The 15,985-nt window shown below is 31.8% G+C and carries 14 protein-coding genes; 11 read left to right on the top strand and 3 right to left on the bottom strand.

The features are described 5' to 3' along the window. The 7 genes from J2Z39_RS08155 to J2Z39_RS08125 form a co-directional block, all read left to right on the top strand. The coding region (locus tag J2Z39_RS08155; protein WP_209814729.1) for a transposase at positions 1–669 on the top strand (669 nt) is incomplete at its 5' end. Positions 670–880: 211 nt separating this feature from the next. Beyond that, positions 881–1,327, top strand: a complete 447-nt coding sequence (locus J2Z39_RS08150) for an 8-oxo-dGTP diphosphatase (protein WP_209814728.1) — start codon at positions 881–883, stop codon at positions 1,325–1,327. 181 nt (positions 1,328–1,508) lie between these two features. Further along, a complete protein-coding gene (locus J2Z39_RS08145) occupies positions 1,509–2,237 on the top strand; it encodes an ABC transporter ATP-binding protein (protein ID WP_117521882.1) in 729 nt (242 codons plus the stop codon). Then, a complete protein-coding gene (locus tag J2Z39_RS08140; protein ID WP_117521881.1) occupies positions 2,215–3,264 on the top strand; it encodes a COG1361 S-layer family protein in 1,050 nt (349 codons plus the stop codon). The genes J2Z39_RS08145 and J2Z39_RS08140 overlap by 23 nt, the downstream gene beginning before the upstream one ends. After that, the gene (locus J2Z39_RS08135) at positions 3,251–4,642 is read left to right on the top strand and encodes an ABC transporter permease (protein WP_209814727.1); all 1,392 of its coding nucleotides are present in this window, start codon (positions 3,251–3,253) and stop codon (positions 4,640–4,642) included. The genes J2Z39_RS08140 and J2Z39_RS08135 overlap by 14 nt, the downstream gene beginning before the upstream one ends. Positions 4,643–4,652: 10 nt before the next feature. Then, a complete protein-coding gene (locus J2Z39_RS08130; RefSeq protein WP_209814726.1) occupies positions 4,653–5,837 on the top strand; it encodes a hypothetical protein in 1,185 nt (394 codons plus the stop codon). A gap of 64 nt (positions 5,838–5,901) precedes the next feature. After that, complete coding sequence (locus tag J2Z39_RS08125; protein ID WP_117521877.1) at positions 5,902–6,816, top strand: hypothetical protein; 915 nt, start codon at positions 5,902–5,904, stop codon at positions 6,814–6,816. Between the two features lie 74 nt (positions 6,817–6,890). Here the strand turns inward: J2Z39_RS08125 and msrB are convergent, their stop codons facing one another. Further along, entirely contained in the window at positions 6,891–7,334 is a 444-nt protein-coding gene (msrB, locus tag J2Z39_RS08120; RefSeq protein ID WP_209814724.1) for a peptide-methionine (R)-S-oxide reductase MsrB, read from the bottom strand. A 147-nt stretch (positions 7,335–7,481) separates the two neighbouring features. Here msrB and J2Z39_RS08115 point away from each other — a divergent pair, with 147 nt between their 5' ends. The 3 genes from J2Z39_RS08115 (at position 7,482) to hydE (ending at position 10,819) form a co-directional block, all read left to right on the top strand. Beyond that, positions 7,482–7,763: a co-chaperone GroES gene (locus tag J2Z39_RS08115; RefSeq protein WP_209814722.1), complete on the top strand. Its 282-nt coding sequence runs from the start codon at positions 7,482–7,484 to the stop codon at positions 7,761–7,763. Positions 7,764–7,790: 27 nt separating this feature from the next. After that, positions 7,791–9,407, top strand: coding sequence for a chaperonin GroEL (gene groL, locus J2Z39_RS08110; RefSeq protein ID WP_117521874.1), 1,617 nt, complete (start codon positions 7,791–7,793; stop codon positions 9,405–9,407). A 371-nt stretch (positions 9,408–9,778) separates the two neighbouring features. After that, positions 9,779–10,819 carry a [FeFe] hydrogenase H-cluster radical SAM maturase HydE gene (gene hydE / locus J2Z39_RS08105; protein WP_117521873.1) on the top strand — a complete coding sequence of 347 codons (1,041 nt, stop codon included), beginning with the start codon at positions 9,779–9,781 and terminating at the stop codon, positions 10,817–10,819. Positions 10,820–10,913: 94 nt separating this feature from the next. On the opposite strand, the gene hydF is transcribed toward hydE, so the two are convergent. Further along, positions 10,914–12,071, bottom strand: coding sequence for a [FeFe] hydrogenase H-cluster maturation GTPase HydF (hydF, locus tag J2Z39_RS08100; RefSeq protein WP_209814720.1), 1,158 nt, complete (start codon positions 12,069–12,071; stop codon positions 10,914–10,916). Beyond that, positions 12,068–13,486, bottom strand: coding sequence for a [FeFe] hydrogenase H-cluster radical SAM maturase HydG (gene hydG, locus J2Z39_RS08095; protein ID WP_209814718.1), 1,419 nt, complete (start codon positions 13,484–13,486; stop codon positions 12,068–12,070). The genes hydF and hydG overlap by 4 nt, the downstream gene beginning before the upstream one ends. A 278-nt stretch (positions 13,487–13,764) precedes the next feature. Between hydG and J2Z39_RS08090 the strand changes: the two genes are divergently transcribed. Beyond that, complete coding sequence (locus J2Z39_RS08090) at positions 13,765–15,933, top strand: MSCRAMM family protein (protein WP_209814716.1); 2,169 nt, start codon at positions 13,765–13,767, stop codon at positions 15,931–15,933. Positions 15,934–15,985: the final 52 nt, after the last annotated feature.

The raw sequence follows: 15,985 nt of genomic DNA, 5'->3' as shown, positions 1-15,985 counted from the left end.
TGGTGGCATAAAAATTTAGTATTAGAAAAACCAGAAGAAAAATTCATAGAAGATTTTAAAAACTGGGCAAAAGAAAAGAGATACCATCCTAATGCTTATAAAGCTAAATCCATATACAAGCTCGCAGAGGAAAGTATCTCAACTCAACCTTCTAATAGCTCATATATAAAGATGAATATACAAGAAGGAATAGAATTGATAAAACATATAAATCAAATTCTACATACTATTTTATCACAAATGATAGAAATTGCCGAGCCCTTAGAAGAATATCAAGAAGCAAAGAAATTCTCAGGAATATCAGATAAATTAGCAGTACAAATTACAGCAGAATTTGGAGACTTATCAAAATTTAAAAACAAAAAAAGTTTAATATCATTTGTAGGAATAGATTCACCACCATATGAGTCAGGGAACTTTAAAGCAGACCAGAGAAAAATAACAAAAAGGGGCAATGCAATACTAAGAAAAGTAGGTTATCAAGCTATGAAATGCATGATGAGCGCAAAAGATACTGAAAACGATATATATCTGTATATGATAAAAAAAGAAAAAGATGGAAAGGCTAAGAAGATTTGTAAATTTGCAGGATTAAATAAATTCTTAAGAATATACTATGCAAAAGTTATGGCATCAAAACAAGAAAAGAAGGTATTAAAAGTAGCTTAGAATCAAGAATGCAATAGTTGAACAAGCCGATGTAACCGGCTTATTTGTTGTGCTCAAATTTAAACTCGAAATAACAAGGAGAAAAGTAAAATTAATTTGCTTTTCTCCTTGACTTTTGTTAGCAGGTTTTAATGCCTAAAAGTCGATAAATTTTTAAATAAAGATAAAATATTTATAAGTTTAAGATATAAGAACTAGTAAAGGAAATAATATGAAAACCAGACTTATGAACATGATAAAAATAAAAAATGAATCTACAAATGAAGTAGTAGTTCTAGATAAGGTCAAGAAAGAAGGATGGGAAGGTCTTACTTTTCCAGGTGGAAAGGTAGAAGAAGATGAAACACTCATAGATGCAGCTATAAGAGAAGCTAAAGAAGAAACAGGGTTAGATATCAGTAATCTTAAATTTTGCGGATTCATTACTTGGATAAGTAATGGCAAAAAAGATGTAGGGCTTTTGTATGAAACGAGTACCTTTACTGGAGATCTTGTGCCAGAAAACAGAGAAGGTCATCTGTCATGGATAAACTATGATGAATTCAAAAAGATGAATGGGATGAGTTGGTCTATGGATAAGATATTTAAAATTTATGAGGGAGAATTCCAGGAAGTATTTTGGAACTTTAATACAGATGAAATTAAATATATAAAGTAAATTAGAAGCTCCTTTAGAGCTTTTTTTAAAACAATTATTAATTTTCCTTAAAAATATATATTATATAAGTTTTATTGCTTTGCTAATATAAAGATGATATAATTTTCTCAAAAGTGTATGGCGAATAACGTAACACCTTATGCTTTTAAGTATATTGTAATAGCTAAAATAAGGAGTATTCATGGCGCTTATAGAAGTTCGTGATTTAAAAAAATATTATAAAGTAGGAGGAAATATAATAAAAGCCTTAGATGGTATCAATCTTGATATTGAAAAGGGTGAATTTATTGCTCTGCTTGGAACTAGTGGATCTGGAAAGTCCACTCTATTAAATTTACTGGCAGGACTAGAGTACCCTACTCGTGGGTCTATAAAATATGGCAATATCACTTTAAATGAACTAAAAGAAACAAAAATAACCAAATTTAGAAACCTAAACATAGGCTTTGTCTTCCAATCCTATAACCTATTACCCTATCTTACTGCCTGGGAGAATGTATCCCTTCCACTTACATTTAAGGGTATAGGCGTAGATGAAAGAAAAGAAGAGGCCTATAAGATTTTAAAAGAAGTTGGTCTTGCTAATAGGATGAATAATAAACCTAATGAGTTATCAGGTGGACAGCAACAGAGAGTTTCAATAGCTAGGGCTTTTGTAGGTACTCCAAAGATAATTTTTGCTGATGAACCTACAGGAAATCTTGATACTAAGACGAGTTTTGAAGTAATGCAACTTATAAAAGATATTACACGTGAAAATAATCAGACTTTTATAATGGTAACTCACGATGATGAGATGACAGAATTTGCAGACAGGACTCTATTTATGAGAGATGGAAAGATACAAACAATACATAAGAATTTAACAATTGATGAGGTTTTAGAAGATGACTTACTACCAACAAATTAATGGTCAAAAAGAGAATGACCAAGCTTCAAACGAACAAGTTCAAGATAATGATCAACAAGCAGTGCAAATGAAAAATCAACCTAAGCTTATACTTTCAAATTACAGTCTTAGTCCCCAAACTGTAGAGGCAGGTGGTGATTTTAACTTATCATTTAGTCTTTATAATACCAATGCAAAAAATACCATATATAATTTAAAAGTTACTATAGATCAGCAATTAGCATCTCAACCTCAATCCAGTGGAGAAAATAATGCTATGGTAAGTGATGGGTCAGTATTTACTCCAAATAACACATCCAATTCATTTTATGTAGCAGCTCTATATCCATGGAATACTGCAGATAGAAATATTTCTATGAGTGTTAATCCAAATGCTGTTGCAGGCAACTATGTTATAGGACTTACCTTAGAATATGAAGATTATATGGGAAACCAATACCAAACAAAGGAATCCATAGGAATACCTGTTGTTCAAAGGGCCAATGTAACGTTAGGAGAAGTTAAACACGATGATCTTATAGTAGGAAGTCCAAATCAAGTTTCTGTAAATATCTATAATACAGGAAAAGATAATCTAAATACCTTTATGTGCGATGTCGTTGGTATGGGATTTAGCATAGATAATGACAGAAAATTTATAGGTAATTTTAACTCAGGAACTACAGAGAATTTCACTTTCAACGTGACACCAGAAGAGGAAGGACCAGTTAAAGGAAGAATTCTCTTAACCTATGAGGATTCCGCAGGCAATGTTCATAATCAAACTCAAGAATTTAAAGCAGAAGCAACATCTATGGATGCTGGAGGAGAAGAAGGCACTACTGTTGACCCAGAAACAGGAGAAATGATTCCAGTAGATGGAGGCGCAGATAATAATATGCCAGCAGAAAACAATGGAGGAGTGCTAAAATCACCATTTTTCTGGATTGGTCTTCTTGTAATCATTGTTTTAATAGGTCTACTAATAAAAAAACGAAAAAAAAATAAAAAAGATGAGGAGTTAATCATAGACGATGAGGATATATGATAGATTTATAATGGCACTTAGGAATCTTTGGCGTCGTAAATCTAGGACTATCCTTACTATCTTGTCAGTAGTGATAGGATCTACTTCTATAATTTTAATGTTAGCCTTTGCTCAAGGAATCTCTAATAGTCAAAAAGAGATGATAGGATCTTTCCAAGGGCTTACTACTATTAATGTTATGGATGGATCTGGTAAAGACAATCTTAATATTGATGATAGGATTATAAATGAATTAAAAAGAGTAGACCACGTCAAAGCTGTTGTGCCAAGTAAGAATATATATGTAGATTTTAAGATAGCTGATACTGAAGATTATGGTATGGAAGGTTCTATAAATGTAATTCCAGATGATATTCTATCTCTAATAAGTCAAGACGATTTAGAATGGGGTAGCGTTCCAAGTCCAAGTGATGATGACAAGGTCTTATTAAGTTCAAATGTATCTGCTAATAAAATTACACCTATGAGTGAAGGAATGTCTATGGAGCCTGTAGACGATTTTGACTACCAAGCACATAAATATTTTTTACGATTAGGTTGGCAAGATGAAAGTGAAGATGATGGTGTCAACTTTGGTAATGAAGAAAACATTCAAAATCCAGAAAATACAGTTTCTAAAGAGGATAAGAATAAGCCAAAATCAATAGATGTGCCTATAGAATTAGCAGGTAAGCTAAGTAATTCCTCATTTCTAGATGGATGGGGCTCTTATATATCTGAAAGTACCTATAAAAAGTTAAAAGAAGAAGATAAAAAATTAGCATCACCAAGTTTAAATCAAAATTTTGATGAAAAAGGCAACCCGATAGAAGAACCCAATGATAAGATAAAATTTGATAACTTGCAAGTAATAGTAGATGACACAAAAAATGTAGCAGTAACAGAAAAAGCTATAAGAGAGTTAGGCTATCAGACAAATTCTATGGCTGAAGCTAGCAAAGAAGTAGAAGATTCCACTCGCAATATTATGCTAATACTTGGAGGTATTGGTTCAATCGCCTTTATAGTATCCGCAATTGGAATAATTAATACAATGCTTATGAGTATTTATGAGAGACAAAAGGAAATTGGGGTAATGAAAGTAATAGGAGCAAGTGTATCTGATATCCAGACCATGTTCTTAATAGAATCTGGTTTTATAGGTTTTTTCGGAGGAATATTAGGACTATTGATATCTTTATTAGCTGGAAAGATTATTAATGGCGCATTTGCTGGCATGAATGATATGGGTATAGATACAAGTAAGATAATTATAATTCCTGTATGGCTAGCCTTAGTAGGTGTAGGTTTTTCAGCTTTAGTAGGAGTATTGGCAGGATACCTCCCAGCAAGACGAGCTACAAAACTATCAGCTATAGATGCACTTAGATCAAATTAAGGAGAAAAATATGAAAAAGAAGAACTTAGCAGTGTTACTACTAACATTTGGCTTGGTAGGATGCGGCAATAACAATTCCCCAACCCCACCACCAGCTAAAGATGATACAGAAAAAACAGAGTCAGTAGAAACTAATGATACCCAAGTAATAGATGTAAAAAAAGCAGAAGATAACCAAGAAAATAGGGAAGAGACTGCTCAAAATAAAGAAAAAGAAGATTCTACTGATCAAAATGAGGAAGATAAGAAAAAAGAAGAAAACAAAGTAGAAGAAGAAAAAGATGAGGAAAATACGAATAAAGAAGTAAGTGAAGATGATTTGTTTTTTAATCAATTCGGTCCATTTACAAGCGTAAATGAAAATGGAGAACTAGTCGATGAAAATGGAAAAGCTTTAACAGGCACAGATTCAAATCATTATGATTATGTAAAATATACAAATAATGTTTTTGTAAAATCTAAAAATGATATTTATGATTCAGTATCAATTGTCAGAATGAATGATAAAAGTATAGAAACCTTATTTGAGTTTCCTGCAGTTGATGATTTCCGTCCATTGGGTATGATTGGTGATAAAATTTATGGTTATCATGAACAAAACTCAAAGGCAGAAATCAATGGTACACCAACATTAGATACAGAAGAATCTGCCATTGGCTATGTAGATTTAGCTACAGGTGAAGTTCATGATTTTGATGCAACATCAGATGGTATAACAGGGGGTGCTGTAGTAATTGATGGTGAATTACAATTTACCAAGCCTGGTGATAATAGTGATCAAAATGCCTACAATTTTGACTTATATAAACTAGACTTATCAAAAGGAACTGACCAAGAAGCGAAATTATTGGAAAAAAACTTTGATCTCCAATACTTGTTTGGTCAAAAAAGATTTGAAAACGGAAATCCAGTTTGGAAAATATATAAAGCAGATAATGACAATATTTATGTCAATGATCAAAAATTCCCATTTTTATGGGCAGAACAAGGCTCTCAAGAAATCATAGGAAATAATATTTTCTACTATGAGAGTAAAGAAGTCAAAGATAATTTATCTCGTCCAGTCAAGATTATAAATATGACAAGTGGAAAAACTGTTCTTGACACTCAGGTTAGAGGTATGAAAATTTCAGGAAATAAACTTTATTATCTAAATACTGACAACAAATTAGAGTCAATCGACATCGAACTTTAATAACCTAAAAATTAGAACCGCTTAAAAGTGGTTCTTTTTTTGTTTTTCATAGTATAATATATTTATGAAAAAGTTTAAGATATTATTGGGATTTTTTATATTTTTCCTTGTAGCTTGTTCTAGTGATACTCCAAATGCGACTTTAACAGGAGATCCTATAGATACTAATAAGGTTCAAATATACTACGATCCCATAGATAAAAAATTAGTGAAATTTAATCCTAATGGCAATACTAGTGATATCATAAACCCAGAGTTAAATCAATTTGCTTATGATATAAATAATGCAAACAATGTCTTTGTAACGGGAGATAGTAAAAATCATAAGTATAAGCTTATAAAAATCAATGGAGAAGATATAAAGACTCTACATGAGTTTGGAAGTGGAGAAGAAATTTTCCCTATAGGCTATAATGGTGGGGATATATATTTTATACATAGCTTTTATAATCAAAACGGCGAAGAAAAAGAAAAAAGAACTATAGGCTTAATTAATCTAGAAACACTTGAGGTAACTGATATAGATAGTGTCAAAGGACTTTTAACAGATGGAATAGTAAGCCCAAATAATATATATTATACGGTTTATAATAACGAAAATAACTACTATGAACTTCACAGAAAATCCATAGAAGAAGGTAAGAAAAGCGAAGATCCAGAGTTAATAAGCGTAGGTTATGAAACCCCCGAGCTATATTTATCAAAAGACTTATACAATGAAAAAGAAATAATGAATTTATATGCGTCAGATAAAAATAGAATTTATTCTAAAGAAGAATTTTGGAATAAATTTGGGGCAAATTATTTCAAACCGACAACTGTTATAGGTATAGATAAAAAAGATGACAATAGGATGAAAATAACTTTCATAGATAAAAGAACAAAAGAAATAGAAAATGAAGTGATGGATGTAATAGGAATAAGATTCGAAAATGATAGTATAGTAGTAGCAACTAGTTCGGGAGCTAGTAAGTATTAAAATAAAAAAGAACTTTTGTAAACTTATATGATTTTACAAAAGTTCTTTTTTATTGTAGGCTTAAAAAATATTTTTTATTCTTCAAATAAACTCAAATACTCTCCATATCCTTCTTCATCAAGCTTATTTTTAGGGATAAATCTTAAAGAAGCTCCATTTATACAATATCTAAGTCCACCCAAATCACTAGGGCCATCATTAAATACATGACCCAGATGAGAATTAGCATACTTGCTTCTAACTTCAGTTCTCACCATACCATGTGATACGTCTTCATTTTCACTAATTTCTATTCCGTCAATAGCTTTGGTAAATGATGGCCAACCACACCCTGCATCATATTTATCAATTGAGGAAAATAAAGGCTCTCCAGAGACCTTATCCACATATATTCCTTCTTCATAAAAATCATCTAATTTTGAAGAGAAAGGCCTTTCAGTAGCTGCATGTTGGGTAACTTCATATTCTAAGTTTGTGAGTTTTTCTCTTAGTTCTTTATCACTTGGTTTCTTATACATAGCATTCTCCTTCTATATTACTTATATTATATCCATAATAATAATTATATAAAATTATTTGATTTTTTTATCAATGGTAGTACACTATAAATGTAATTAGCAATTAGCATACTTGAGTGCTAAAACAATACTTAAGGAGATAAATAAATGGAATTAAAACCTATCGGAGATAGAGTAGTAATCAAAAAAGCTGAAGCTGAAAAAACAACACAATCAGGAATAGTTCTTCCAGAATCTGCACAAGAAAAACCAGTATATGCAGAAGTTGTATCTATAAGTGAAGATATTTTAAATGATGAAAAGAAAAAAGATTCTCTTTCTGTAGGAGATAAGGTAATTTATTCTCAATATGCAGGAACAGAAGTTAAGCTTGATGATACAGATTATATAGTTGTTAAATATGTAGATATATTAGCAGTTGTAAAATAATAATATTATTAGAAAGGATAAACTATAATGGCTAAAGAAATTAATTATGGTAAAGAAGCACGTGATGGTTTAGAACGTGGCATTGATAAATTAGCAAATGCTGTAAAAGTTACTCTTGGACCAAAAGGACGTAATGTAGTTCTTGATAAATCCTATGGCGCACCAACAATTACAAATGATGGAGTAACAATTGCTCAAGAAATCGAGCTTGAAGATAGATTTGAAAATATGGGAGCTCAACTTGTAAAAGAAGTTGCTACCAAGACAAATGACGTAGCAGGTGATGGTACAACAACAGCTACAGTGTTAGCTCAAGCAATCATCAAAGAAGGACTTAAAAATTTAGCAGCTGGAGCAAATCCAATTGTTTTAAACAAAGGACTAAAAAAAGCAACTGATACTACAGTTGACTACATTAAGGAAAACTCTAAAGATATAGTAGATAAACAAGCCATAGAAAACGTAGGCACAATATCATCTGCAGATCCAGAAATTGGTAAATTTATTGCTGATGCTATGGAAAAAGTAGGCAATGATGGAGTTATCACAGTTGAAGAATCTAGAACAACTGATACTTACCTAGATGTAGTAGAAGGTATGCAATTTGATAAAGGATATCTATCACCATATATGGCAACAGATGATGAAAAAATGGTTGCAGAATTAGATGATCCATATATCTTATTAACAGATAAGAAAATTTCAAATATCCAAGATCTATTACCGCTATTAGAACAAATAGTTCAAGAATCTCGTCCTTTATTAATCATAGCTGATGATGTAGAAGGAGAAGCACTAACAACACTTATCCTAAATAAGTTAAGAGGAACATTTAATGTTGTAGCAGTAAAGGCACCAGGTTATGGTGATAGACGTAAGGCAATGCTTGAAGATATAGCAATCCTTACAGGAGCAACAGTAGTATCAGAAGACCTAAATATGGATCTTAAAGATACAGAAATCTCTATGCTAGGATCAGCTAAAAAAGCTAAAGTTGATAAAGACAATACAACATTAGTAGAAGGAAAAGGTGATAAGAATGCTCTAGAAGAAAGAGTAAGCCTAATCCGTCAACAAATTGAATCAGAAGAAAGCTCATATGAAATAGAAAAACTTCAAGAAAGAGTAGCAAAACTTGCAGGTGGAGTTGCAGTAATCAACGTAGGTGCAGCAACAGAAACAGAAATGCAAGAGAAGAAATACAGAATTGAAGATGCTCTATCAGCTACAAGAGCAGCTGTAGAAGAAGGTATAGTTGCAGGTGGTGGAGTAGTTCTTATAGGAGCTATCGAAAAAGTAACAGATCTAAAAGATAGTCTTGAAGGGGACGAAAAAACAGGTGCAACAATCATAGAGAAGGCCCTAGAAGCACCATTACGTCAAATAGTAGAAAATGCAGGAATGGACGGATCAGTAATAGTTCAAAACGTAAAAGAATCTGGCAAAGACGAAGGTTACGATGCTTATAATGATCAATATGTAAATATGTTTGACGCAGGTATAGTAGAACCAACAAAAGTAACAAGAAGCGCTCTACAAAATGCAGTCAGTGTATCAGGAATGATACTTACAACAGAAGCAGCAGTAGCAGACATTCCAGAAGAAGAACCAGAAATGCCAGCAGGCATGCCTGGAATGTATTAAGCAGACTAGTCCAGCTAAGGGAAAATCCTCCATAGAATGATCTTTTAAAGTAAGGATCAATTTCTGCTTATTTTAAGGGGTTTTAAAGTTAAAAAATATAAATAATCAATCGAAAACTGGACATAAAAGTCCAGTTTTTCTATGCTTATAATTTCTTAGTATCTATTTATATCGAACGGACGAATAGAGTTTAGAAATCCTTAATCTTATTCAAACATTAACATCTATCCATTTTAACCGAGCATAGTGAGCGGAGAAATCTATATAGTATCTTTCTATTTTTTTAAAATTTATAAATTTTAAAAAATAATTATTACTACTTCACTTGGAAATATTAGACAAGTAATCATCTTGATTGTTATAATATAATCATGGAAAGCTTAAAGAATACTGAATACTATTCAGACCAAACTTTGAAAAATTGGATAGAAAATGAGTCTATGAACGAGGCTCTTGCAAATAAAGCGGATTCAATACGTCGAAACATATATGGAGATGATGTTTATATAAGAGGACTAATAGAGTTCTCTAATTTCTGCAAAAATGATTGCTTTTATTGTGGAATAAGAAAGTCTAATAAAAATGTAGAAAGGTATAGGCTATCACCACAAGAAATCATAGATTGTGCAGATATTGGTTATAAATTAGGATTTAGAACCTATGTTATGCAAAGTGGTGAGGATACATATTATACTGATGATATGATTGTAGAAATAGTTGAGAAGGTAAAGGAAAATCATTCTGATACTGCAATAACTCTTTCCTTAGGTGAGAAATCTTATGATTCATATAAAAGATTTTATGATGCCGGTGCTGATAGATACTTACTTCGTGAAGAAACATCGGATAGAGAACATTATAGCAAACTTCATCCCTCTTTTATGAGCTTTGATCATAGGAGAGAGGCTTTATGGCAATTAAAGGAAATAGGTTATCAAGTAGGTGGAGGATTTATGGTAGATAGTCCTTACCAAACTACAGAAAACCTTATAGCAGATCTTAGGTTTCTACAAGAGCTAGAGCCGGATATGATAGGAATTGGTCCTTACCTAAGAAGTGTGGATACGCCATTTAAAGATTTTAACGATGGATCATTTACAAAAACCTTGAGATTAGTATCGGTACTTAGAATTCTATTTCCTTATGCTTTAATCCCAGCAACAACAGCTCTAGGTACAATTAATCCCTTAGGCCGTGAAATGGGACTTAAAGCAGGAGCAAATGTTCTAATGCCAAATTTATCTCCAAGCATGTATAGGAAACAATATCAACTATATGACAATAAGATCTGTACAGGAGATGAAGCAGCAGAATGTAAAGCTTGTCTAAGTCTTAGAGTGGATAAATCTGGATATAAGATTGTTACGGATAAGGGAGATGTTATAACAAGACAAAAAAATTTGGTATTTTAGTTTGTAATGAATACAATTTATTGAATTTACATCTAAGAAAATAGGTCAAGAAATCTTTTGTTTAAGTAATTACTGAAAAAAATAGACTTCCAAGTTAAACTTGGTAGTCTATTTTGTCTAATATCCCCTTTAAATACGCTATAGTTATTCCATAATTTGTCATTGGGATAGCTTTTTCTTTGCATTTTTTTACCCTGGAAATGACACTTGCTCTATTAAACATACATGAGCCGCATTCTATTATTAGATCATATTTTTCTATATCTGGGAAATCTTCTCCTCTAGCAAAGTCTATATTTACATCTGGATATTTTGATTTTAACATTTTGGGGATCTTTACAGTTCCTATGTCTTCTTCTATAGGTGGATGAGTACAGACTTCTGCTATTAGGATATTGTCAATCTCATGATCTAGAACTTTTACAGATTCCATAAAGTAGCTTACATCACCCTTAAATCCACTCATTAATACTGAAAAGCTAGTTAGTCTACTTTCTTCTGGCTTTAATTTATAAACATCTAAAAAAACTTTGGAATCGGTTATTATCAAATCTGGTGGATTTTTTAAACTTTTTATACAATTTTCAAAGTTTTCTAAGCTTGTTGAAATGCAAGTTGCATTTTTATCTATAAGTTCCCTTATAGTCATAACTTGTGGCTTTATAAGTCTATCTTTAGGGGCTGCCTTATCCTGTGGCATAACGAGCACTACAGTATCGCCTTTATCTACTAAGTTTCCTGTTATGGATGGTTTTTTATTATCTTCTTTTTCTTGATAAATATCTCTGATTATATCAAATAATTTATATTTATCATTACTTCTCCTATCTATTGGGATAGGTTTAAGATCCTTAAATTTTTCTAAGATTTTAACTCCCTCATCTAAGTCTTGTTTAGGAGCCACATATATAATTGGTTTATTTTCTTTTTTTAAACTTTCTATAAAGCTTAGATCATCATCAGTACTTAGAAGATATAAAAATATATCGGCTTTATCTATAACTTTTATAGACTTTTCTACACGCTCATTTGAAAGATTTGTTTTGTCATTTATACCAGCTGTATCTATAAAAAGAACAGGTCCTAGGCCATGGATTTCCATGGCTTTTTTTATAGGATCTGTTGTTGTACCATGAGTTTTCGATACTATGGCGGTATCTTCTCCCGTTAGGTAATTTAAAAGAGTGGATTTACCAGAATTTGTGTTACCGAATATGGCTATATGAACTCTTTCTCCTTGTGATGCTCTCATATATACAGATCTCTTTGGCCGTTTTTTACAGCAATAAGGTTTTTCCTTGTTTCTTCTTGAACATCTTTGCTTGGGATATTATTTATTTCTTTATCTATAAGATTTTCTATATCAGATTTTGTTTTTGGACTAGCATAGTCTATTGCATATTCTTCCAAAGTTGTTAAAGCATTAGGATGACAAATATTACCAATGCCTTGTTTTTTAACCATACCCATAAATACTTCACCTGTTCGACCCTTTCTGTAGCAAGCAGTACAGAATGAAGGTATATGATTTTTCTCTATTAGCCAATCAACTACTTCATCTAATGTTCTATTATCTGATAATTCAAATTGATCACTACCCTTTGTTACATTTTCTGTATAGCCACCAACAGCAGTTTTTGAACCTCCGGATATTTGACTGATACCTAGTTCAAGTAGTTTTCCTCTAACCTTTTCACTTTCACGAGTTGAGACTATCATTCCTGTATAAGGAGCTGCAATTCGTATGCAAGCAACTAATTTCTCAAACATATCATCAGATAGGGAATTGTCAAACTCATTAGGATCTATATCATCAGCAGGTTGTATACGTGGAACGGATATTGTATGTGGTCCAACATTATACTTAGCCTCTAGGTGCTCTGCGTGCATCAATTGACCTATAAATTCGTATTCGTAAGAGTCTAGACCATATAGTACTCCTAATCCTAGATCGTCTATGCCACCTTCCATAGCTCTATCGTGAGCTGTTGTGTGGTAGTTATAGTCTGATTTTGGTCCGTAAGCATGCAAGTTTTCATATTTTTCTTTATTGTATGTTTCCTGGAAGAGTATGTATGTTCCTATTTCTGCATCGTGAAGCTTTTTATAGTTTTCTATTGTAGTTGCAGCAATATTTACATTTACTCTTCTTATAGAACCATTTTTGTGATGAATATTATAGATTGTATCAATAGATTCTAAAATGTATTCTATTGGGTTGTTGATAGGATCTTCGCCAGTTTCTAGGGCAAGTCTCTTATGTCCCATATCTTGAAGAGCTATTACTTGTTCACGTATTTCATCTTGTGTAAGCTTTTTGCGAGGTATGTGCTTGTTTTGTCCGTGGTAAGGGCAATATGTACACCCGTTTACACAGTAATTTGAGAGATATAGGGGAGCAAATAGTACTATACGATTAGCATAGAATTTAAGCTTAAGCTCTTTTGCGGTTTTTAAAATTTCTTTGTTCAAATCATCTTCCGCACATGATAGTAGTACAAAAGCTTCTTTGTGTGATAGACCTTTTGCCTTTTTTGCCTTTTCTAATATATCTATAATCAATGCTCTATTGTGAGCGTTAGCTCTACCATAGTCAATTGTTTCTAAAATTTCTTCATTATTAATAAACTCAGCTGGATCTGAGCTTTTTGGATCATATTTTACCATAAAATCTCCTTTCTTGTATTTAATTATAATACTTATTTAATAGGAGAATCAAATATAAATTATCATTGTGTTTAAATAAGGTTAGTAAAACTTCGAAAAGTCAAGTACTTATGCTTATGGAAATAGATTTTAGAAATCTTAATTTTTATTATAAAATTATCTAAATGTGAGCAGTAGGTAATTGTATATTCCCTACTTTTAAGATATAATATAGCTGAATAAGTCTATTTAAAATTATTTTAAATACATAAAACAGAAAAAATTAAGAGGAGTTAACTATGTTAGGCAAGAAAAAACCAAGAATACTAGCAGGATTTCTGAGCATTTTTATGCTTTTACAAGTTCTACTAATGCCTATATCAATGGCTGCTAGTACAGAAGATATCACAAATAATGGGAATTTAACAATAAAAATTCCTAGACAAGGTGAGGATAATAAAACTAGTAAGCAAAGAGAGCTAGCATATTTTAAGTTATCTGATAAAGAATTCAAAAAAGAGGAACTTTTAGAAATAGCAAAAAAATATGATTCTTTATCTATGGATGAAATTACAAAAGAACTAGGGGAAGGAACTCTCGTTAAATCTAACTTAAATCAAGATTCAAGTGGTTCATCTTATGATATTATAAATCTAACCGGTCTAGAACCTGGTGCTTATCTTTTCAAAGAAACTGAAGAATCTATTAAAAATCATCAATATAGTATAAACACTTTCGCTCAAATGACTTATGAGGGAGATATTGATGTCAATGAAATTATTCCAAAACTAACAGAAAGAAAACCACAATCACTAAGACTTCATAAAATAGGATATGATAAAGAAAATGATCAAAAGACAATTGATCTAGAGGGTGTAAAGTTTAATCTTCTCAATAAAGACGGCAAAGTTTTAAATTTTACCAAAACAAAAGAAGGCATTTATAACTTTACTGAGAATGAACAGGGAGCAATCCAAGAATTAGTAACTGATGCTAATGGTAGAATAGAAGTCAATAACCTTGAAAGTGGTGAATATACCTTTAGAGAAATTGAAACATTAGAAGGTTTTGAAATAAGAGATGCTAATACAGATGTTAGCTATAATAAATTTAACGGAAAGGAAGTAGAGGTTGCTAACTATAGACCAAAAGAGACCAAGCTACATCTTCACAAAATAGATGGTAAAACAGGTGATGACCTAGAAGGAGTTGGCTTTAGACTTTATGTAAAATCTGGGGATACATACACTCCAGTTGGTATAAATGAAGATGGAAGTTACGTTTCAGATAAAAATATTGATCATGTATTTAAAACAAATAAAGATGGTAACATCATATTAGATAAATTGCCAGAATTAGCTCCTGCAAATAGCTATGTATTTAGAGAAGTAGAGCCACTAGATGGTTATGTAAGCTCAGATGATGTTCTTTATAAGACAGAAAAAGATAAAGTTTTAGAAGTTAAAAACTACAAAGAAAAAAATGAACTCAAGCTTAAAAAGATCGATTCTCAAACAAAGGATCCTTTAGATAGAGTAGGTTTTGAGTTATATAGAAAAAAAGTTATTGATAATGATGCTGATAAAACAGTAACTACCGAAGATCAAAGAGTAGGATTAATTGGTGATGCCGGTAAGTATGAATTTAATGAATCAGCAGCAGAGTCAGAACAAGTTTTCCAATTATATACAGATGGTAATGGTGAAATAGTAGTAGAGGGACTACCAGAAGGTGAGTATTACTTTAAGGAGAACGAACCTCTAGAAGATTACAATATAAGAGATAATCAGGGTAAGGAATCTGAGAGACTTAGCAGAGTCAAACCTACATTTACTATGGAAAATCTTCCAAAGAATCCTAAACTAGTTCCACCAGATTCAAAAAATAAGAAAAAAGGCTCACAGAACTTCGTAAAGGTGGATAATAGCAAGACACCTAAGAGACTTGAAGGGGCACTTTTTGCTGTTTATTCTGTAGATAAAAAAGGAGAGGCAACTCCTTATGAAGTTGATGGCAAGAGGCTTACTATTAAGTCTGGTTCAAATGGCGAGTTTAAAGTAAAAGATTTACCTTATGGGGATTACTATCTAAGAGAAACAGCAGCTCCAGAAGGATATGTGTTAGATGTAAATCCAGTAAAATTTACTATTTCAGAAAAGTCAGAAACAGCTGAAGCAAAGTTTATAGTAAATAAGCGTAATCCAAATGCAACACCTCCAGGATCAAACATCCCACCAAAAACACCATCATCAACACCACCAACTACAAGAAGTTCTGTACCGCCATCATCAACACCTCCATCAACAAGATATTATGTACCAAAAAATAAACCAGGTATTCCAAGAGGACCACTTGTAAAAACAGGTGATATTAGAATAATAATACTTGTAGTATTAGGACTAATAATGATAATAGGCGGAAGTCATCTAGTAAGAAAATCAGAAAAGACTCAAAGAAATTTAGCCTAAGTCTTATTACAAGAATTAAGCTAAGGACAATTACAAATTAACATAAAAAGGG

Origin of the sequence: Anaerococcus nagyae (assembly GCF_017874535.1) — a bacterium.
GTDB lineage: Bacteria > Bacillota > Clostridia > Tissierellales > Peptoniphilaceae > Anaerococcus > Anaerococcus nagyae.
Note: the sequence above shows the minus strand (reverse complement) of the source record. Positions and strands in the feature narration are given on the sequence as shown.